General features: G+C 37.3%; 22 protein-coding genes. 14 read left to right on the top strand and 8 right to left on the bottom strand.

Annotation, left to right across the window (positions count from 1 at the left end; genetic code table 11):
- Positions 1 to 8: 8 nt before the first annotated feature.
- Positions 9 to 374: a DUF6249 domain-containing protein gene (locus K5G00_RS23615; RefSeq protein WP_238768973.1), complete on the bottom strand. Its 366-nt coding sequence runs from the start codon at positions 372 to 374 to the stop codon at positions 9 to 11.
- A gap of 297 nt (positions 375 to 671) precedes the next feature.
- Here K5G00_RS23615 and K5G00_RS23610 point away from each other — a divergent pair, with 297 nt between their 5' ends.
- Together K5G00_RS23610 and K5G00_RS23605 are read left to right on the top strand one after the other, a co-directional pair.
- Positions 672 to 1256 (top strand): RNA polymerase sigma factor, encoded by a 585-nt coding sequence (locus K5G00_RS23610; protein ID WP_238768972.1) that lies wholly within the window; start codon positions 672 to 674, stop codon positions 1254 to 1256.
- Positions 1246 to 1611 carry a hypothetical protein gene (locus K5G00_RS23605; protein ID WP_238768971.1) on the top strand — a complete coding sequence of 122 codons (366 nt, stop codon included), beginning with the start codon at positions 1246 to 1248 and terminating at the stop codon, positions 1609 to 1611. The genes K5G00_RS23610 and K5G00_RS23605 overlap by 11 nt, the downstream gene beginning before the upstream one ends.
- Here K5G00_RS23605 and K5G00_RS23600 read toward each other — a convergent pair whose 3' ends face one another.
- Positions 1612 to 2550 carry a glucosaminidase domain-containing protein gene (locus K5G00_RS23600; RefSeq protein ID WP_238768970.1) on the bottom strand — a complete coding sequence of 313 codons (939 nt, stop codon included), beginning with the start codon at positions 2548 to 2550 and terminating at the stop codon, positions 1612 to 1614.
- 183 nt (positions 2551 to 2733) lie between these two features.
- Between K5G00_RS23600 and K5G00_RS23595 the strand changes: the two genes are divergently transcribed.
- On the top strand, positions 2734 to 3216 hold the full coding sequence (locus K5G00_RS23595) for a cytidine deaminase (protein WP_238768969.1): 483 nt from the start codon (positions 2734 to 2736) through the stop codon (positions 3214 to 3216).
- Here K5G00_RS23595 and K5G00_RS23590 read toward each other — a convergent pair.
- The gene (locus K5G00_RS23590; RefSeq protein WP_238768968.1) at positions 3194 to 3907 is read right to left on the bottom strand and encodes an RluA family pseudouridine synthase; all 714 of its coding nucleotides are present in this window, start codon (positions 3905 to 3907) and stop codon (positions 3194 to 3196) included. The genes K5G00_RS23595 and K5G00_RS23590 overlap by 23 nt on opposite strands.
- Positions 3908 to 3940: 33 nt before the next feature.
- The gene (panB, locus tag K5G00_RS23585; RefSeq protein ID WP_238768967.1) at positions 3941 to 4756 is read right to left on the bottom strand and encodes a 3-methyl-2-oxobutanoate hydroxymethyltransferase; all 816 of its coding nucleotides are present in this window, start codon (positions 4754 to 4756) and stop codon (positions 3941 to 3943) included.
- A 173-nt stretch (positions 4757 to 4929) separates the two neighbouring features.
- Here panB and K5G00_RS23580 point away from each other — a divergent pair, with 173 nt between their 5' ends.
- Positions 4930 to 6234: a hypothetical protein gene (locus tag K5G00_RS23580; protein WP_238768966.1), complete on the top strand. Its 1305-nt coding sequence runs from the start codon at positions 4930 to 4932 to the stop codon at positions 6232 to 6234.
- 6 nt (positions 6235 to 6240) lie between these two features.
- On the opposite strand, the gene K5G00_RS23575 is transcribed toward K5G00_RS23580, so the two are convergent.
- Positions 6241 to 7353, bottom strand: coding sequence for an acyltransferase family protein (locus tag K5G00_RS23575; RefSeq protein WP_238768965.1), 1113 nt, complete (start codon positions 7351 to 7353; stop codon positions 6241 to 6243).
- A 177-nt stretch (positions 7354 to 7530) separates the two neighbouring features.
- On the opposite strand from K5G00_RS23575, the gene K5G00_RS23570 reads away from it, so the two are divergent.
- From K5G00_RS23570 to dnaK, 4 genes are all read left to right on the top strand, one after another.
- On the top strand, positions 7531 to 8118 hold the full coding sequence (locus tag K5G00_RS23570; RefSeq protein ID WP_238768964.1) for a hypothetical protein: 588 nt from the start codon (positions 7531 to 7533) through the stop codon (positions 8116 to 8118).
- Positions 8051 to 8443 (top strand): hypothetical protein, encoded by a 393-nt coding sequence (locus K5G00_RS23565; protein WP_238768963.1) that lies wholly within the window; start codon positions 8051 to 8053, stop codon positions 8441 to 8443. Before K5G00_RS23570 ends, K5G00_RS23565 begins: the two co-directional genes overlap by 68 nt.
- A gap of 180 nt (positions 8444 to 8623) precedes the next feature.
- Positions 8624 to 8920, top strand: a complete 297-nt coding sequence (locus K5G00_RS23560) for a hypothetical protein (protein WP_238768962.1) — start codon at positions 8624 to 8626, stop codon at positions 8918 to 8920.
- Positions 8921 to 9089: 169 nt separating this feature from the next.
- Entirely contained in the window at positions 9090 to 11024 is a 1935-nt protein-coding gene (gene dnaK / locus K5G00_RS23555; protein ID WP_238768961.1) for a molecular chaperone DnaK, read from the top strand.
- A 50-nt stretch (positions 11025 to 11074) separates the two neighbouring features.
- Here the strand turns inward: dnaK and K5G00_RS23550 are convergent, their stop codons facing one another.
- Entirely contained in the window at positions 11075 to 12025 is a 951-nt protein-coding gene (locus K5G00_RS23550; protein ID WP_238768960.1) for a hydrogen peroxide-inducible genes activator, read from the bottom strand.
- A 128-nt stretch (positions 12026 to 12153) separates the two neighbouring features.
- Here K5G00_RS23550 and K5G00_RS23545 point away from each other — a divergent pair, with 128 nt between their 5' ends.
- Complete coding sequence (locus tag K5G00_RS23545) at positions 12154 to 12600, top strand: Dps family protein (protein ID WP_238768959.1); 447 nt, start codon at positions 12154 to 12156, stop codon at positions 12598 to 12600.
- A 52-nt stretch (positions 12601 to 12652) separates the two neighbouring features.
- Here the strand turns inward: K5G00_RS23545 and K5G00_RS23540 are convergent, their stop codons facing one another.
- Both K5G00_RS23540 and K5G00_RS23535 read right to left on the bottom strand, forming a co-directional pair.
- A complete protein-coding gene (locus K5G00_RS23540; RefSeq protein WP_238768958.1) occupies positions 12653 to 13135 on the bottom strand; it encodes a GyrI-like domain-containing protein in 483 nt (160 codons plus the stop codon).
- A complete protein-coding gene (locus K5G00_RS23535; RefSeq protein ID WP_238768957.1) occupies positions 13119 to 13592 on the bottom strand; it encodes a GNAT family N-acetyltransferase in 474 nt (157 codons plus the stop codon). The genes K5G00_RS23540 and K5G00_RS23535 overlap by 17 nt, the downstream gene beginning before the upstream one ends.
- 224 nt (positions 13593 to 13816) lie before the next feature.
- On the opposite strand from K5G00_RS23535, the gene K5G00_RS23530 reads away from it, so the two are divergent.
- Genes K5G00_RS23530 through K5G00_RS23510 form a run of 5 tightly spaced genes read left to right on the top strand, consistent with a single transcriptional unit; the run spans position 13817 to position 18206 of the window.
- Positions 13817 to 14614, top strand: coding sequence for a toxin-antitoxin system YwqK family antitoxin (locus K5G00_RS23530; protein ID WP_238768956.1), 798 nt, complete (start codon positions 13817 to 13819; stop codon positions 14612 to 14614).
- Positions 14615 to 14663: 49 nt separating this feature from the next.
- Positions 14664 to 16322 carry a S8 family serine peptidase gene (locus K5G00_RS23525; protein ID WP_238768955.1) on the top strand — a complete coding sequence of 553 codons (1659 nt, stop codon included), beginning with the start codon at positions 14664 to 14666 and terminating at the stop codon, positions 16320 to 16322.
- A gap of 1 nt (position 16323) precedes the next feature.
- Positions 16324 to 17769 (top strand): exodeoxyribonuclease VII large subunit, encoded by a 1446-nt coding sequence (xseA, locus tag K5G00_RS23520; protein WP_238768954.1) that lies wholly within the window; start codon positions 16324 to 16326, stop codon positions 17767 to 17769.
- A complete protein-coding gene (gene xseB, locus K5G00_RS23515; RefSeq protein ID WP_238768953.1) occupies positions 17756 to 17959 on the top strand; it encodes an exodeoxyribonuclease VII small subunit in 204 nt (67 codons plus the stop codon). The genes xseA and xseB overlap by 14 nt, the downstream gene beginning before the upstream one ends.
- Before the next feature lie 19 nt (positions 17960 to 17978).
- A complete protein-coding gene (locus tag K5G00_RS23510) occupies positions 17979 to 18206 on the top strand; it encodes a putative signal transducing protein (RefSeq protein WP_238768952.1) in 228 nt (75 codons plus the stop codon).
- Positions 18207 to 18216 lie beyond the last annotated feature (10 nt).

Genomic DNA, 18216 nt, shown 5'->3' with positions numbered 1-18216 from the left:
TTTGTTTTCTACTTTTTTTTCCTCCCGTTCATGATAAAGAAATAAATAAGGAAGCCCAAAGAAACAAATACCAGCAAAATTCCAATGGGCAAAACAGCATTGTGGTAATCGATTAAATTTGGATTGACCAGGCGCATTACTTCGATAATTATAAATCCCAGTCCGGTCATTAAGGCAACCAGTCCCCACTTTAAAGACGGATACTTGTTCCCTTCTTCTGAAACAGATTTCGGTGGTTCCAGAATTCCAGCTTTGTCATATTGTTCTGCTTTTATCAGTTTTCTTTTTAGCAGGTGTTCGGAAATTAGTTTAATGATGTGATACATTCCGAAAAAAATTACTGCAGGTATTAAAACATCTCCCATTACATTCATTTTATTTTGTTTTTAATTTGACATTCTGACCGTTTGACTTTTTTGTGTAGTTAAATGTTGCAACTTTTTCAATTTTTTTTGAAAAATATTTTCAGGCAGGGATTGAAGTGACAGCTTGCCGCAGAAGGTGAGTGTGACTGTTGCCCGGAAACGGCGACCGGAGGAAGCCCGTTTTTGGAGCATCGCAGGAACCGGAACCTGCAAGGGAACTAAAACGGAAAGCCCGGTTGACTGCCCCCAAAAAAACATAGATATTTTTGCAACATTTTTTAGATCACAGAGTCTGATACAATGAATATGAATGATACAGAACTGGTTCAACAGGTTTTAAGCGGGAATGAAAATGCCTTCCGCTTTTTGGTCGCAAAGCACGAAAGGCTTGTTTTGCATGTTGTTGGGCGTATTGTTCAATCGCAGGACGATGTAAAAGATGTTTGTCAGGAAGTGTTTATTAAGGTATTTCGGAAGTTGAAACGTTTCAGGGGTGATTCGCGGCTTTCAACGTGGATTGCTACAATAGCATATAATACAAGTATTTCGCATGTCAGAAAACAAATCCGGCAGGCGGAACATTCGTATGATGAGCAACCAGCATTAATTTCGGGGGAACAGGATACATCGATAAACCAGGAAATAGTAGAAAAAGAAGAAGTTAAAAAATACCTTTTGCAGTTGATTGAAGAACTTCCGGTGCATTACCGAACTGTGTTAACGCTTTTTCATCTGGAAGAATTTTCGTACAGAGAAATAGAGCAAATTACAGGGATGCCGGAAGGTACAATAAAAAGCTATTTGTCGAGAGCCAGAAAAATTTTAAAAGAAAAGCTGGAACAGGTAGCAAAAAATGAAAAAACAAATATTTTTGTGCATTATGCAGAATAGAAATACATCTACAGATTCAGAAGGCATTTTAAATGAAATATTAAAATTGGAACCGCAGTATTCGTTGCCTGAAGATTTTGCCGATATGGTAGCTAATAAAGCGGGGCGTAAATTTGCGTGGGAATCGTATTTCAAGGAATTCCTTATTTATTTGGGAGTAATTGCAGGAATTTTGGCAGTCGCTGCGGTAATGGCTTTTATTTGGTTTACAGCCGATTTAAAAGAATGGACAACTTTCCTTTTATCAAATATTTCGTGGGTAGCCGGAATTAACATTCTTGTTGTCTTTATTTTGTTTGTTGATAGGGTGTTGCTTCGGTATCTGTTTTATAAAATGTCGTTAAAATCAGCTTAGTTATTTTTTTACTTTTTTCCGCAGTTGAATCACTTCTCCGGGTTGTGGTTGTTCTCCCTTTTTTATATCGTTTCTTCTCCGAAGAGGTTTGAGTTTTATCCCATACATTTGTGAAATATAGTGCATGGTTTCTCCCGTTTCAACACGATGAACTTTATCTTTTCGTGATGCCTTTCTTTTTTTATTTTCAATATAGATTACTTCATTTTCCAGTGGAACATATCCTTTGGGTTGGTCGTTAAACTTATAAAGTTCCCAATTTCTCAAATCAAACTCCTGGGCTATGATTTCATAAGTATCTCCTTCTTTTGCAACAACAGCATCTAAATTATTCATGTTTATTACCTTGTGTGCCCTGTAAGGATTAATTGTAAGCGTGTTTGAGATTCCCTGGTTGGTAATTGGATTATCCCGGTAAGCTCCAATTTGCTCAAACGAAATTTCATAGTCAAGCCTGAATAATTTAAAGTCTTCAATAATTTTTATCAGTGTTTTGTCGTAGTGTCCGGCTGTTGCATAACCGGCTTTTTTTAATCCACGGGCCCAGCTTTTGTAATCGGTTGGGTCGAGTTCGAACAAGAAACTATAACGTGCATTATTCATTAGAAAATCAGTATGGTCAACAAACGATTCTTCTACCGTTCTGTATTTTCTAAAGCATTCGTTTTTGGCATCATCGTCGTGGTATACTTTTTTCCCTTTCCAGTTTGATTTGCATTTAATACCAAAATGGTTATTCGATTTCCGGGCCAGTTCACTGTTTCCGTCACCGGATTCAAGGCAAGCCTGCGCCATGGTTATACTTGCCGGAATTCCGCTTCTATTCATTTCTTCGATGGCCAGCATTTGGTATTTGGCTATATAATCGTGACGGGATTGTTGTGAAAAAGCAGATTGTGTTGTAAATAGGAATAGAATAAATAAAAATATATTTCTCATGAGTTGTTTCGTTTCAAACGCCCGGTAAAAATAATTACTTCAACAATTTAATTGCGTGTTGTAACTTTTTTTTATAAACAAGTTTTAGTGAATTAACGTCGCAATGCTTATTTTATGATGTGAGACAAAAGCCTTCGTCCCTTTTTAACAATTTTAATTGTATTTTTGAGTAAAACAAAAGATATGCGTAAAAACGAATTACGGATTGTTCATTTTGAATTTGATAATATAGGGGAGTTGCAAAAAGAGGATAGGGAGCTGGTTCTGGCGGCGCGAAAAGCCTCAAAAAATGCTTATGCTCCCTATTCTAAATTTCACGTTGGGGCGGCAATACAACTTGAGAATGGTGAAATTGTAAATGGAAATAACCAGGAAAATTCTGCTTTCACTTCTGGTTTGTGTGCTGAGAGAACGGCGCTTTTTTATGCCAACGCAAATTTTCCGAATGTCGCGGTTAAAAGAATAGCTGTAACCGCAGAGAACAGTTCAGGCCTGGTATTGGATCCGGTAAAACCATGTGGTTCGTGCAGGCAGGCGATGATTGAAACAGAAACGCGATTTCATAAACCCATTCGTATTATTCTTGACGGAGACGATAAAATTCTTGTTTTTGAAGGTGTGGATAGTTTACTTCCATTTGCTTTTAAACCGGATTCACTGGACTAAACCGATTGTCGCGAAACATTTTCAGAAATTCATTCCATAAAACATCATCCGGTGGGTCGGCAACAATTGTGATAGGTTCCTTTTTTACCGGATGGATAAATTCGATTTTACGCGCATGCAAATGAATTCCCTTATCATTGTTTGGTCTCGGAAAACCGTATTTAACATCGCCTTTAATATGCAGTTTAATTTGTTTTAGCTGAACTCTGATTTGATGGTGTCTGCCCGTGTGCAGTTCAATTTCCAATAAATGATACCTGTCGGAACTTGCCACATGGCGATAGGTAAGACTTGCAAGTTTGGTATCTTGTCGTTTTTGATTGTAAGCAAAACTTTTGTTTTTTTCCTGGTTCTTTGTGAGATAATGTTCCAGTGTGTCCATGTATTTGGGAGGCCTTTTGTCAACAACAGCCCAATATGTTTTTTTTACCTGTCCCCTGGTTTGAAAAAGTCGGTTTAGCCGGGGCAACACTTTACTTGTTTTCGCCAGGATAACAAGTCCGCTGGTTGGTCTGTCGAGCCTGTGGGGCAAACCCAAATATACATTGCCCGGTTTGTTGTATTTTTTTTTAAGGTAAGCTTTAACAATGTCCAGAAGTGTTTCGTCACCGGTAATGTCGCTTTGAACGGCAATTCCAACTTCCTTATTTATTGCGATAATATGATTGTCTTCGTATACTACCTTTACCACTTTGTCTGATTTCTGTTCGTCTTTTATTTATTTTTAATACTGCTCCTTTTCGTTGGGGAAATCCTGCGACTTAACATCTGTAATGTAATTTCCAACAGCACCTTTAATTTCTGCTGCGAGGTTATGATATCTTCTTAAAAAGCGAGGTGAAAATTGTTGTGTAATACCAAGTAAATCATGTATTACAAGCACTTGTCCATCCACACCACCACCGGCACCAATTCCAATTACCGGAATTTTCACTTTTTCAGCTACCTGTTTCCCAAGTTTGGCCGGGATTTTTTCCAAAACAATAGCAAAACATCCGGCATCTTCCAGCAGTTGTGCGTCGCTAATCAATTTCTCAGCCTCGGCCTCTTCTTTTGCCCGTACTGTGTAGGTACCAAATTTATGAATTGATTGAGGCATTAATCCAAGATGCCCCATAATTGGGATACCTGCAGAAAGAATGCGGTTGACCGATTCAAGAACTTCTTTCCCACCTTCCAGTTTTACTGCGTCGGCTGCTGTTTCTTTCATTATTCTAATGGCCGAACTCAATGCTTCGCGGGAATTCCCCTGATAAGTTCCAAAAGGAAGATCGACCACAACGAGTGCGCGCTGAACTGCTTTTACTACCGACGTTCCGTGGTAAATCATTTGGTCAAGCGTAATGGGCAAAGTTGTTTCGTTTCCTGCCATCACATTTGATGCTGAGTCGCCAACCAAAATCACATCGATTCCCGCTTCATCAACTAATTGAGCCATACTGTAATCATAGGCAGTTAGCATCGATATTTTTTCGCCACGCAATTTCATTTCCGACAAACGATGGGTGGTTACTTTTCTATTTTCACTATGTACTGACATAGAATTTTGTTTTCAAATTAGTCCGGTAAAAATAACCAAAGGTTTTTACCCGGACAAAATTAATCCTTATTTCGCATATTAAATTCGCCTGCTTAACGTTTATTAACCGCGTGAATAATTCAGATTAATTAAGGTTTATTTACTTTGCGTTTTTTAATTAGAAAAAGAATTGTATGAAGAAACTCATCACCGCCACTTTTTTTCTTTTGTTTATATTTTGCGGAAATTTTTATGGAGTTGCCTCAAATAACGACGGTAGCCAGAATAAAGATACTTCGAAAGTATATTTTTTTATAAAAAAGGAATTGAATACCGGTGTTTATTTCAGTGGTTCAAATGAGAGGGAAGAAATTCGTACCGATGAATCGAAACAAAACGAGGAACGTTTTACGGGTTCTGCCGGATTTCAGTTTGAAAACCGGATATGGAATTATTTAAGCTACAAACAGGAATTTATCGATTTGACATTGGATATCGGACCTTTTTTTGGTGTAGGAAGCTGGAGTGACAGCACCTCTTTGCAAATGGTTGACGGAGACCAGACAACCGTTGGTTTGCGAAGCAAATTGGCGGTTGATTACAGCAGCCGGTTTTATTACGATGATAGAAATTATACACTTGTTAAAGTTAATGCTTGGGTTCGCGATGATTTGTTTCACCAGAGTATTGATGGGGCAACCCAGGATTCTTCTGAAAACTGGTCGGATTTTGACGAGAAGGGCTTAGATAATAAATTTAGATATGGTTTCTCAGCCAATGCGGGGTGGGGAATGGGAAAATTGAATCCTATGAACCATTACATGGTAGCCGACTACTTGTTAAATAAATATTATAAAGGACGTCTTTTTTCGGATGAGGAAATTGAAAGACTGGCCAATAAAATTACAGAACTAAAACTTCAGCGTGATCCTTCTTTAGAGAAAAATTATGATGCAGAACTATCCGAAATTGTAGATTTTCTGCGTACATCAATGTTTCTGGCCAATCCGGAAATACCTCAAACAGATTGGGAACTGGGCGAATTTATGCCTCGTTTAAGTGGTTCGCGTTTGGAATTGGGGCCGTTTTTTAATTATTACAATCGTGAACCTGACTTTTATTATGGTGGATTTATGCAATATGACAGAGCAAAGTATGTAAATACAAGCTGGAACAGTAATTTTAGTATAAATTTAAGTTACAACCATTACAAACATCATGACTGGGCAACTCTTGAAAGCAATATCGGTTGGACATATTATCCAAACCTTAAATCGCAATTCGGATTTGGCCTGAAATATATTCCGGGAGTAGTGATATACGACTGGGATGAATTTGACCCGGTAAAACATAATTTTATCCCATATATAGAATATTACAGACAGGTAAATTCAAAAACACGTGTCAATTTTTCTTTTGCATGGAAAATAGGAGACGGCGAAGAGTTTATGATGACAGGTCCCGAATTTTCGCTGGCTATTTATAAAAGTCGCTACTAATTAATGTTACACACGCAGGAATATTTTTTTCTTATACATATAATAAAGAAGCAACCAAAGAATTGCAAGTGTTCCTATTGAAATAAATAATTCGGCCATTCCTTTATTGAGAGGTTTTACAAGCCATCCAAAGAAAGATAGCGTCACTTCATTAACATTAATCATTCGTTTAAACAAGTAAACGAAAATAGAATTCATACCAATTATTCGGAAATAGAAAGCCCAACCTTTAAACCCCCAATGGTCGATAACCAGATAGAATAAAGCCAGCAGTAAAAAGCTGATTCCACCAGTAAGTAAATTGAATGTAGAAGTCCAGCATTTTTTTATAATGGGGTAGAATGTAGAAAATGCCAGTGCTAAAACAATTAATCCAACCCCGGTAGCCGCCATATAGCCAATTTTTTGCCAGTCGGTGGTTGTTTTTTTTCGAAGAATGTTTCCGGCGATGGTTCCCATTAGAGTTACTCCTGTAGCAGAGAGGCTACATAATATTCCTTCCGGATCAAATATACCATCGTTTAATCTCCCGGGTAAAAGCATACGGTCAATATATCCGTTAATACATCCTTCAGGAGTTAAAACCCCTGCTCCAAAACCGGGTACAGGTATGAGTAGCTGAATAATTCCAATGCCAATTAAAATACCCGCCAGCCATATCAAACGACTTTTAAACGATTTGAAATAGATCACGATTAGAGAAGCAAAAAAATAGGCAATCCCAATCTGGCCAAGTACACTCGCAATCCTTCCGTTTTCAAAACCATTTTTAAATGTCCGGTTGTACAATATCCCCAGAAGGATGAGAATAACCAACCGTCTAAAAACTTTCCAGAACATTTTTTGTTTTGGAACATTTTTTTCCAGTTTCGATTTTACCGCAAACGGAATCGCAACGCCTGAAATAAACATAAACAATGGAAAAATCAGATCTTCAAAATGAAATCCGTTCCACTCAATGTGGTGCATTTGATGTTCAAGCCAACCGGCACCGGTTAATTGTGAAATTATAATTGCCAGGGTTCCTCCTCCTATGATCCAGAACATATCAAATCCACGAAGAGCATCGAGTGAATACAATCGTTTTTGAGGTTCAGTTCGGGTAATATTTTTTGCCATGCTTTTTAAATTTATTGCAAATGAGTGACCGAATTTAATATAAAATTTGAAAAGAAGTGGAAATTCTCTTCTTGTCACAAGTGTTTTTCACAACTATTAATAATGATTATAAAGTTTTATGTCGTATGGTTGGATCGTAATTTGTTATTTCAGATTCAAATCAAAAAAAACAAAATCATGAAACATTTTATACCCTTTGCATTTTTTCTTTTTGTATTTATAACAACAAATGCGCAGTTCGAGAACATCGATTTATCAACTTACAAATTGCCGGAGATTAAAAGACATCAGTTGGATTTTAGTTTGCAATATGCTAATAGTTATTCAAAAAGTTCCTATGAAGATAATCCCGATGTTTCTATTTTCATTTTAAACAATAATCTTAAGGCTAATTATTCCTATTATTTCAATTCAGATCGGATTCAGATGAACGGATGGAGCAATCTTTCATCAGATATTAATTTAAACTGGGAAGATGCCGGCGATGTTCGTTATGTGAAAGATGATAGCTATAACTTCTATTTCGATGGCGGTTTTGATAAAAGAATTTACTTTAATAACGATGACCGATGGTTTTTCTTTTGGTCTCCGGTTCTGAATACATATAGCTATTCCGATTACGAAAAAGATATAGTAAACGAAGACGAAGATGATAAGTATTATTCAAGAAGTTTATTTTTAAATCCTGAAATGGAAGTTGGCGGAGGAATTGGACGAATTGAACAGATTGGCGATTTACGAAGGGCTATATATATATATATTTGAAGATTTATTTGAGAACGATCGTTTGAACAGGCTTCCGGGCGAAAACGAGATTTTACAGTTGGCGAATCAAATAGCACAGCTTCGAAACCAACGTTTTTTTGACTCCCGTTTACGAAGGATTTATGAAATCGAGACTCTCGATTCACTTATAAACCATTTGGGGCTTGTCAACGAGAGCGACGCAACTTACTTCACTTCTTTAAATGACATGTGGTTGTACGGAGATGAGATAAGGTATTCAGGAACTCGTTTCCAATTTAATGCTTTTGGAAGCCTCTTTTACCAGTTTGATAAAACAAAATATAACGAGAACAATCAGCTCTAAGAGGAGACATTTGTTATAAACAAAAATCATTACTATAACGAGATAGCAGGTGGAAATATTTCTTTTAATTCATACAAACCTGTTGGAATAAAATGGCAACGTTTTTTTTCTGCTAACCTTTCCGTACTTCATTATTTTATTAACAAGAGTGTTTCCTCGATACTGAAGGATTACAATATTTTGAAAGGTGATATTACATACAGATACGACTGGTTTCTAAATACACGTACATCTGCATCTTTATCGGCACGTACCTCTTATCAAAGAACTGATTATATTCACGAAGGCGATTACTTTTCTGATTTTAATGATATCACGTGTACATTAGATGGAAATCTTTATTATTATTTTTCCCCACGATTAAAAGCCTCTGTTGGATTGCTGTGTTTTTACAAATGGAATGATCGCGTGCATATAGCAAGCAACTCCCAATTTCATTTTGGAAATCAAATCGGAATCAATTACGCCATTTTCTAGACTTTAAAGAATTATTTTCTGCCTTTTTGTCACCGGATTTGACAGGATTTTTGTGAATTTTAATTCTATCCGTGTCATAATTTCGCCATTAATCACGGATAATGGCATGGCATAGTCATTGATTAAATAGAATCGAAATTTTGAAATTGATAACGAAATACATAATACAATGGGAAAAATAATTGGAATTGATTTAGGGACCACAAATTCATGCGTATCCGTAATGGAAGGAAACGAACCCGTAGTAATTCCTAACAGCGAGGGAAAAAGAACTACGCCTTCTATTGTTGCTTTTGTTGAAAATGGAGAAAGAAAAGTTGGAGACCCGGCGAAACGTCAGGCCATTACCAATCCGCAAAAAACGGTTTTCTCTATTAAACGTTTTATGGGTGAGACATATGCGCAGGTTTCAAAAGAAATTGAACGCGTACCTTACAAAGTCGTGAAAGGTGACAACGATACGCCAAGAGTACAAATAGACGACAGAAAATATTCACCACAGGAAATTTCAGCTATGGTACTTCAGAAAATGAAAAAGACAGCTGAAGATTACCTCGGACAGGAAGTAAGTGAAGCCGTAATTACTGTGCCGGCTTATTTTAGCGACTCACAGCGTCAGGCAACAAAAGAGGCTGGTGAAATTGCCGGTTTAAATGTTCGTCGTATTATCAACGAGCCTACTGCTGCATCATTGGCTTATGGTTTGGATAAGATGGACAAAGACATGAAGATTGCGGTATTTGACCTTGGTGGTGGTACTTTCGATATTTCAATCCTGGAATTGGGTGACGGAGTTTTTGAAGTAAAATCAACCGATGGTGATACGCATCTTGGAGGAGATGATTTTGACCAGGTTATTATCGATTGGTTAGCTGATGAGTTTAAAAAAGATGAAGGCGTGGATTTGAAAAGAGATCCTATGGCTCTGCAACGTTTGAAAGAAGCAGCTGAAAAAGCAAAAATTGAACTTTCAAGCTCTTCTCAAACTGAGATTAATCTGCCTTATATTATGCCAGTTGACGGCGTACCAAAACACCTTGTGAAAACCCTGTCGCGTTCAAAATTTGAACAATTAGCTGACACACTGATCAATGCAACCATTGAGCCTTGTAAAAAAGCTTTAAAAAATGCAGGAATGTCGCCAAGTGATGTTGATGAAGTAATTTTGGTTGGAGGGTCAACGCGTATTCCGGCAATTCAGGAGAAAGTAAAAGCGTTTTTTGGAAAGAATCCTTCAAAAGGTGTAAATCCTGATGAAGTTGTAGCTGTTGGTGCTGCTATTCAGGGCGGTGTTTTAACCGGAGAAGTAAAAGATGTGTTGCTGCTTGATGTTACTCCACTTTCGTTAGGGATTGAAACCATGGGTGGCGTAATGACCAAGTTGATTGAAGCCAATACAACAATTCCAACAAAAAAATCGGAGACTTTTACGACTGCGGCTGATAACCAACCTTCTGTTGAAATTCACGTTCTTCAGGGGGAACGCCCAATTGCCTCGGGTAATAAAACAATTGGGAGATTTCACCTCGACGGAATTCCGCCATCACCACGTGGCATACCTCAGATTGAAGTAACTTTCGACATTGATGCCAATGGTATTCTGCATGTAAATGCAAAAGATAAAGCAACAGGAAAATCACAATCTATCAGGATTGAAGCTTCATCTGGCTTGTCGGATGACGAAATCAAAAAAATGAAAGCTGAGGCAGAAGCAAATGCTGAAGCAGATAAACAAGTAAAAGAAAAAGCTGACAAAATTAACCAGGCTGACAGTTTGATTTTCCAAACGGAAAAGCAATTAAAAGAGTTTGGCGATAAAATTCCGGCCGATAAGAAAAAACCGATTGAAGATGCGTTGGCAAAATTAAAGGAAGCACACAAAAGTCAGGATTTAGCAGCCATCGATACTGCTATGAATGAGTTGAATACAGTGTTTCAGGCAGCATCTCAGGAAATGTATAATGCTTCGCAGCAAGCCCAGGGTGGCGATGCTCAGGGGGGGCCACAGGGAGGACCAACCGGAGGCGACCAGGGTGGACAATCGCAAAGCAAGTCGAAAGATGATGGCGAAGTTACGGATGTAGATTTTGAGGAAGTAAAATAATTTCTTGATTAAAAAATAGATTAGCCCTTCTGCTTTAAGCGGGAGGGCTTTTATTTTACCTGTACCAGAGTGTCAACCACCCAGCTTTCGGGCTGATTAATCATTCGTTGCGGGATACTATCCAAAATAACTTTTTTTAGAGCGGCAATCTGTCTTTTTTTAGAATAGTTTTTTGAAACGACCAAACTGATTTCCCTTACCGGTTGTTCTCCCGAAAATTCTTTTATCAATTCTTCAAGTTCAGAAGGAATATTGATTGTCGCAAGTTCGGGTAAAAAAGTTATTCCGTTTTTATTTTCCACAATCCTGCGTAACGACTCAATAGAGCTACTCCGGTAAATCAGGTTTTGTGAAGTTTTTTTCTGGTAATTGATTTTACAGATAGAATTTACCTGATTTTGGAAACAATTCCCTTCCTCCAGATACCAGATTTCTTCTTCACTTAATTCGTCTATATTAATCTTTTTACGGTCAAATAATTGGTGATCTTCGGAAATGTATGCATAAAAGCGTTCATAAAAAAGCGCTTCGAAAAGCACGCCGCCCGCTGACACAGGGGTTGAAAGAATACCACAATCCAAATCTCCGAGTTTTAATTTTGAAATAATATCTTCGGTTTTAAACTCTGTAACTTCAATTTGTAAATCCGGATACGATCGGTTCAACTCGTTTATAAACAATGGCACAAGGTAGGGGGCCAAAGTTGGAATAATTCCTACCTGTACGTTTCCTTTAACTTCCTCGCTTAATTCAAAACTTGTTTGCTTAAGCTCTTCCACCATTTTCAATATGTCAATGGATTTATGGTAAAAATATTTTCCTTCTTCGGTAAACTGCAAGGGGCGTTTTGTCCTGTCAAGTAATGTAAAGCCAATTTCTTCTTCTAATTTCTGAATTTGAAGACTCAGGGCAGGTTGAGTAATCTTCAAGTGCCGGGCAGCCAATGAAAAACTTCCTTGTATATACAATTCTTTTAAATATTCAAGTTGTGTGAAATTCATAGTTTAAATCAATCATTTGTTCAAAATAGATATTTATAATTTATAATAATAGTAGTATAAAAATAGTAAATATTAATTATAGTATATTTGACTTAACGAAAAATAATAATCATTAAAAATTGTATATTATGAAAACTGAAAATCAAAAATTAGTTGAAAAGTTAAACAAGTTATTGGCCGATTATCAAATTTATTATCAGAATCTTAGAGGTTTGCATTGGAATGTAAAAGGTGCTATGTTTTTTATGCTTCATGAAAAGTATGAAGAACTGTATAATCAGGCGTCCGAAGTGATTGATGAAATTGCAGAACGCATTTTAATGATAGGTGGAGAGCCGTTGCATACTTTTGGAGACTATGTTCAAACTGCAACTTTGAAAGAAGTTAAAAATATTTCTGAGGGCAAAACAGGTGTTGAATCAGTTTTGGAGAATACTCGATTTTTACTGGGAAGTTTTAATGAAATAATGGAAGCTGCCGAAGAAGCAGGGGACGAGGGGACTGCTTCTCTTATGAGCGACTGGATCGGATTTGCTGAAAAACAAATTTGGATGCTAGAGTCATATTTAGCATAATTATATACATTGCCTTGACAAATCAGAAGCTCTGCCCTTTGGGGTAGAGCTTTTATTTTTTTCTTACCGGGAACCAGAGTTCTTCTTCCGAATCGGGATCTTCATTTTTGTATTTTTTGCCCATTAAAGAAAAATGTGGCCGATCATCCAATTCATATTCTGAATTTGGAAACCAGATTTTAAAAATATACTGATACTTTTCTGTCACTTTACTTGCTTTTCCTTTATAGAAAAATACAGCGTACACTCCTTCTGGAATAATAAGTTTATCCATACCTGCCGGAACTGTTTCAAAATCGCTGACTTTTACAGCAGCCCATTTTTGAAATTCCTTTTCAGGGGTGAATTTTTTGAAAAAAAGACTATTCTCAAAAATTTCAACCGAATATAAATCATCGGAAATTCTATTTTTTATGATGCTTTCTTCCGGCATAAAATTTCGCCACAACTCAAAAGTCCTGTTGGTTGCAAACGACATTTTTACACTTTTTCCAACCAGTTTAGTTTCTTCCAATCGTTTAATTTTGGGTTCCATCTGGCTTGTTCGTTTTTCGTTTCATTTTTAAAATCGGGTAATCTCTTTTCTGTTCGTCTTTATCAGCTCTTTCATAAATTTCGTATCCCAGTTTTTTATAGAACGCGACTGCACCTGTATTTTGTTCATTAACATCAACCTCACTGGCTCCGAGTTCAGTATACGCAAAATTCATTAGTTTCTTTCCAAGTCCCTGTCCAAAATAGCCTGGCAAAAGAAAAAGCATTTCTACTTTTTTATCCGCAACGCCGACAAAGCCAATTACCTTGTGGTTGTCCACCAAACAATGCAAATCAAATGCACTAAAATCCATTTCGGAAACCAGTTTCTTTATCCCCTCAAAATCATCTGGTTTTAAAAAGCTGTGGGTAGCGCGAACCGATTGTTCCCATACATCCACGATTTGCTTTTTTAATGAATTTTTAAAGGCTATTATTTTCAAATCATGCTTTTCCATGGTGCTTTTTTTCGGTAAAATTACTTCTGCAGAAAATTTTAAACACTCGAAAATAAGCAAAGCATATCAGGAAAATAAATTTATATCTGTTCTTTTTCAACGATTTTTCAAAATTACAAAATAATGTTCAGTGAGTTTTTATTTTTTGAAACGGGCGTTCAATGTCAAAAGAAAATACCATAAAATAAATTCGTTAATTTGTAGTTTTTTTTAAAACGATCAATATGAAAAGGAACCTTGTGTTTTTATTGATTTTTCTGCCGGTTGTTTCTTTTTCGCAAATCAATCAAACCGATGTGAACGGCTTGCGTCAAGGGTTATGGAAAAAGCAGCAACCAAACGGGCGTTTACTCTACGAAGGTTATTTTAAAGACGGAGAACCTGTGGGCGAATGGAAACGTTTTCACGAAGGAGGACAGGTAAAGGCTATTATTAATTATGCTGAAAATTCGGATACTGCCTATACTCAACTGTTTGATGTTTGGGGTAAAAAAGTAGCGGAAGGATCATATGTTAATGAAAAGAAGGAAGGGAGCTGGACTTTGTATGCCAACAATGTAAAAATAGCCCTCGAACAATATAAAGATGGGATAAAAGACGGTGAATGCCTTAGATTTTATAATACAGGTGAAGTTTTGGAGAAAGCCGATTGGAAAAATGGGAAAAAGGAAGGCGATTACCGGTTGTTTTATACAAACGGAGAGCCTTTTATGCAGTGTAAATTTAGCAATAACATGCGCAACGGGCTTTGTATCTCATACTACCAAAATGGGGACATAGAAATGGAAGCCGAATATAAAAACAGCCTGCGCCACGGTGAGTGGAAATTTTTTAATCCTCGTGGCGATTCGCTTTATTCGTTGTTTTATAATGAAGGCGTTTTGTTGAATCCGGAAGTAAGAGACAGTATCGACAATCTTCAGATGAAAAATATGGAAAGCGGAAAGGAACAAATAGTCGACCCAGAAAAATATATGGATAATCCGTCGGAATATATGATGAAAATGAATATCTATAGGTAATACCGGATTAATTTGTAATTTGATCATTCTTTAAAATGAGAAGCCAGTAATGAAAAATAAGCTACCTGTTTTCACCCTGTTGTTGTTGTTTGCTGTAAACGGGATAAAGGCTCAGGATTTTTACTGGGTTGCATTTTCAGATAAAAGTAATACTGCTTATTCACTTGAGAATCCTGAAGAATATTTGTCAGAAAGAGCAATTCAGCGTCGCAAAGTGCAAAACATTCTCATTGACTCGCTGGATTTGCCCGTTAATCAGGAATATATATCGCAAATTATCCGGCCAGGAGTTTCACTGGTACATTCTTCAAAATGGTTAAATGGAATTACTGTTAAAGTTGAAATTGATAGTTTTGAACAAGTGGCTTTGTCTTTTCCTTTTGTTACAGAGGTTCAGTTGACCAAGCCGGCCTTAATGGTAAAGAGTACCGTTAATAAGTTTGATGAACCTGATGCCTGGCGTGATAATCTGCCCGTCGACACAAGTTGGTACGGGCCATCAGTTTATCAAACCGGATTATTAAACGGACAGTATTTACATCAACTCGATTATTTTGGGGAAGGAAAACAAATTGCCGTGCTGGATGGTGGATTTCTAAACGCAGATATCTACCCCGCTTTTGATAGCTTGTGGATTAACAACCGAATTTTAGGAAACCGTGATTTTGTAAATGATAGCAGCGATTTTTTTCAGACCAATTATCACGGAATGAGTGTTCTTTCCTGTATGGGCGGCTTTGTGCCCGGAGAGTTAATCGGGACCGCTCCTGAGGCATCCTATTGGTTAATTCGGTCGGAAGAAGAAGGTTCTGAATATATTATTGAAGAAGACAACTGGGTTGCTGCTGCTGAGTTTGCAGATAGTGTAGGAGCAGATATCATTAATTCATCACTTGGTTATTATGAATTTGACGACACAATAACAAATCACACCTACGCGGATATGGACGGGAAAACGACACGAGTAACCAGGGCAGCCAATATTGCTTTTTCCCGTGGTATGCTGGTCATTAACAGCGCCGGAAATGAAGGGAATACCCAATGGAAATACATTATTGCTCCTTCTGACGGGGATAATGTAATTGGGGTAGGAGCTACAAATAAATTTGGATTTGCTTCCAACTTTACTTCCTACGGTCCAGCTTCCGACGGTGATATTAAACCCAATTTGTCGGCTGTAGGCTGGAGTACCTACCTTGTTAACAGTAATGGTAATTTGGGCTACAGCAGCGGAACATCGTTTTCTTCCCCTGTTTTGGCAGGAATGATAGCCTGTTTGTGGCAGGCCAATCCAACTGCATCGGCACAGGAAATAAAAGATGCTCTGGAACAAAGCGCACATTTATATGATTCACCGGATTCATTGCTTGGATACGGCATCCCGGATATGAAGATAGCCCGGCAGATTCTTGATCCTACTCTTGTGTATAATGTTACTGAGCAGAACAGAAACGAAAATAGTAACTGGCAGGTGGCACCCAATCCTTTTGCCGGGAATTTTCTAATACAAAACACAGGAAAAATCCAAAATCAAACGATTCATATCTCTATCTTTTCGGCAGACGGACGTTTGCTGTTAAAAGAAGAAAGAGAAACTGCAACTCAAATTTCACTAAATAATTTACAATCGCTTCCACCGGGTTTGTTAATTTTAAGGATTGATTCAGATACAGGTTCCGAATCAGTAAAACTGAGTAAAGTCCGTTAATATGGAGCAAAAACTTTCACTTTCTCAATTAAACGTTTTGATAAAAGAAGTGCTGTTTGATGCGTTCCCGTCAACGATTTGGGTGGTTGCTGAGATAAGTGAAATGAAAGAAAACAGGAGTGGGCATTGTTATCTGGAGTTGATTGAAAAGGAAGAAAAGGAAATTGTAGCACGTTCAAGGGCAACCATTTGGTCGTATACCTACCGAATGTTAAAACCTTATTTTGAAACCACCACCGGGCAGTTATTTGCTCAGGGAATAAAAATTTTGGTACAGGTTACTGTGGAGTATCACGCGTCGTATGGTTTAAGCCTGAATATCAAAGATATTGACCCTACTTATACTGTTGGCGACCTCGCTTTACAACGAAAGGAAATCATTGAACGCCTCCAAAGTGAGGGTGTTTTTAATATGAACAAGGAACTGGAATTGCCGGAGGTTCCACAGAAAATTGCCATTATTTCATCAAAAACGGCAGCAGGTTACCAGGATTTTCAGAACCAATTGGATAACAACGAATATGGTTTTTATTTTTATACCCATTTGTTTGAAGCTTATATGCAGGGAGCAGAAGCTGTACCGACGATTATTCAGGCTTTGGAGCGAATCTTTCAGTATGAGGACTTTTTTGATGCTGTTGTTATCATCCGGGGCGGAGGAGCCACAGCCGATTTAAGTAGTTTTGACAATTATGAACTGGCACTTAATGTTACTCAATTTCCTTTGCCTGTAATTACAGGAATTGGCCACGAGAAAGACGATACGATTATCGATTTAGTGGCACATACGCGGTTAAAGACTCCAACTGCAGTTGCTGAATTTCTTGTTTCAGGAATGGAACGTTTTTATGAAAAACTACTTCAACTGGAAAACAACGTTGTTAGTTTAGTACGCGAAAGACTTGACTTTGAAGAGGGAAACATGGAACGAAAGGCAGAAAAACTTCAACATTTGGTCTCCGGATTTATTTCTGACAAAAATATACGACTAATTAAATTGGGAAATGAATTTCAGCAAAATATCAATCGTTTCTCTTTTCGCAGAAGTGTGGAATTAAGTAACTTTAAACACGATGTGAAATCGGCGGTTTCAATGTGGAGTATAAAAAAAGAAAACCGGTTTAACCAGAAACGAAGGATTTTAAAAAGAGTTGCCGGAGAGGTTCTTTTACAGGAAAAATCAAAGGTGAAGAATTTGGGCAGTTTAACCGGAAAAGTAGTTCAGAATTTTGTTCTGAAAGAAAAAGAAAGGATTCATTTAAACGAGAGTAGCATGCGTTTATTAAATCCTGAAAATGTATTGAAACGAGGTTATACACTTACATTAAAAGAAGGAAAAATAATAAAGTCGGTAAGCGATTTACAGATTGAAGATAACATTGAGACCCGCTTTGCCGATGGAAAAGTAAAAAGTAAAATCACAAAAAAAGAAAATGATGGTAGCTAAAAAAACAACATATAACGAGGCTATAACCGAAATTGAAGAGATTTTGGATAAGATTGAAAATGAAGAACTGGATGTGGATGAACTGGCCGGAAAGGTAAAACGGGTTTCCGTTTTGCTAAAAATATGTAAAGACAAATTGCAAAAAACCAACGAGCAGGTAGAACAAATTTTAAATGAAATGGAAGATTAACTCTTAAATCCGAAAATATATGAAAAATTCTGGCAGACTTATTTTGATTTATACGGGTGGTGAAGTAATTATTCAACGCTTAAAAGCTGAACTGGAACAAAAAGGAATAAATTCTATTATTAAAGATAGATTTAAAGAGGGCATTGCAGCTGGCTTTGTTGATGGTGTTCCTTCTGCAATTCGGCTTTTTGTGAATGAAAGTGATGCAGAAAAAGCCCTGGAAGTTGTAAAAGCAATAGTTGATTAAGAGGAGGTAC

It is taken from the genome of Maribellus maritimus (assembly GCF_022267315.1).
GTDB classification, from domain to species: domain Bacteria; phylum Bacteroidota; class Bacteroidia; order Bacteroidales; family Prolixibacteraceae; genus Draconibacterium; species Draconibacterium maritimum.
The sequence above is the reverse complement of the archived record's forward strand: the minus strand, read 5'-3'. Positions and strand labels throughout refer to the sequence as shown.

What these genes read in the sequence shown, in the direction of transcription:
- K5G00_RS23605 (WP_238768971.1), top strand. Translation starts at nt 1,246, where the DNA reads ATGCAGAATAGAAATACATCTACAGATTCAGAAGGCATTTTAAATGAA.
- K5G00_RS23580 (WP_238768966.1), top strand. Translation starts at nt 4,930, where the DNA reads ATGAAGAAACTCATCACCGCCACTTTTTTTCTTTTGTTTATATTTTGC.
- K5G00_RS23595 (WP_238768969.1), top strand. Translation starts at nt 2,734, where the DNA reads ATGCGTAAAAACGAATTACGGATTGTTCATTTTGAATTTGATAATATA.
- xseA (WP_238768954.1), top strand. Translation starts at nt 16,324, where the DNA reads ATGGAGCAAAAACTTTCACTTTCTCAATTAAACGTTTTGATAAAAGAA.
- K5G00_RS23535 (WP_238768957.1), bottom strand. Translation starts at nt 13,592, where the DNA reads ATGGAAAAGCATGATTTGAAAATAATAGCCTTTAAAAATTCATTAAAA.
- dnaK (WP_238768961.1), top strand. Translation starts at nt 9,090, where the DNA reads ATGGGAAAAATAATTGGAATTGATTTAGGGACCACAAATTCATGCGTA.
- K5G00_RS23510 (WP_238768952.1), top strand. Translation starts at nt 17,979, where the DNA reads ATGAAAAATTCTGGCAGACTTATTTTGATTTATACGGGTGGTGAAGTA.
- K5G00_RS23550 (WP_238768960.1), bottom strand. Translation starts at nt 12,025, where the DNA reads ATGAATTTCACACAACTTGAATATTTAAAAGAATTGTATATACAAGGA.
- K5G00_RS23545 (WP_238768959.1), top strand. Translation starts at nt 12,154, where the DNA reads ATGAAAACTGAAAATCAAAAATTAGTTGAAAAGTTAAACAAGTTATTG.
- K5G00_RS23575 (WP_238768965.1), bottom strand. Translation starts at nt 7,353, where the DNA reads ATGGCAAAAAATATTACCCGAACTGAACCTCAAAAACGATTGTATTCA.
- K5G00_RS23530 (WP_238768956.1), top strand. Translation starts at nt 13,817, where the DNA reads ATGAAAAGGAACCTTGTGTTTTTATTGATTTTTCTGCCGGTTGTTTCT.
- K5G00_RS23615 (WP_238768973.1), bottom strand. Translation starts at nt 374, where the DNA reads ATGAATGTAATGGGAGATGTTTTAATACCTGCAGTAATTTTTTTCGGA.
- panB (WP_238768967.1), bottom strand. Translation starts at nt 4,756, where the DNA reads ATGTCAGTACATAGTGAAAATAGAAAAGTAACCACCCATCGTTTGTCG.
- K5G00_RS23540 (WP_238768958.1), bottom strand. Translation starts at nt 13,135, where the DNA reads ATGGAACCCAAAATTAAACGATTGGAAGAAACTAAACTGGTTGGAAAA.
- K5G00_RS23610 (WP_238768972.1), top strand. Translation starts at nt 672, where the DNA reads ATGAATGATACAGAACTGGTTCAACAGGTTTTAAGCGGGAATGAAAAT.
- K5G00_RS23525 (WP_238768955.1), top strand. Translation starts at nt 14,664, where the DNA reads ATGAAAAATAAGCTACCTGTTTTCACCCTGTTGTTGTTGTTTGCTGTA.
- xseB (WP_238768953.1), top strand. Translation starts at nt 17,756, where the DNA reads ATGATGGTAGCTAAAAAAACAACATATAACGAGGCTATAACCGAAATT.
- K5G00_RS23570 (WP_238768964.1), top strand. Translation starts at nt 7,531, where the DNA reads ATGAAACATTTTATACCCTTTGCATTTTTTCTTTTTGTATTTATAACA.
- K5G00_RS23600 (WP_238768970.1), bottom strand. Translation starts at nt 2,550, where the DNA reads ATGAGAAATATATTTTTATTTATTCTATTCCTATTTACAACACAATCT.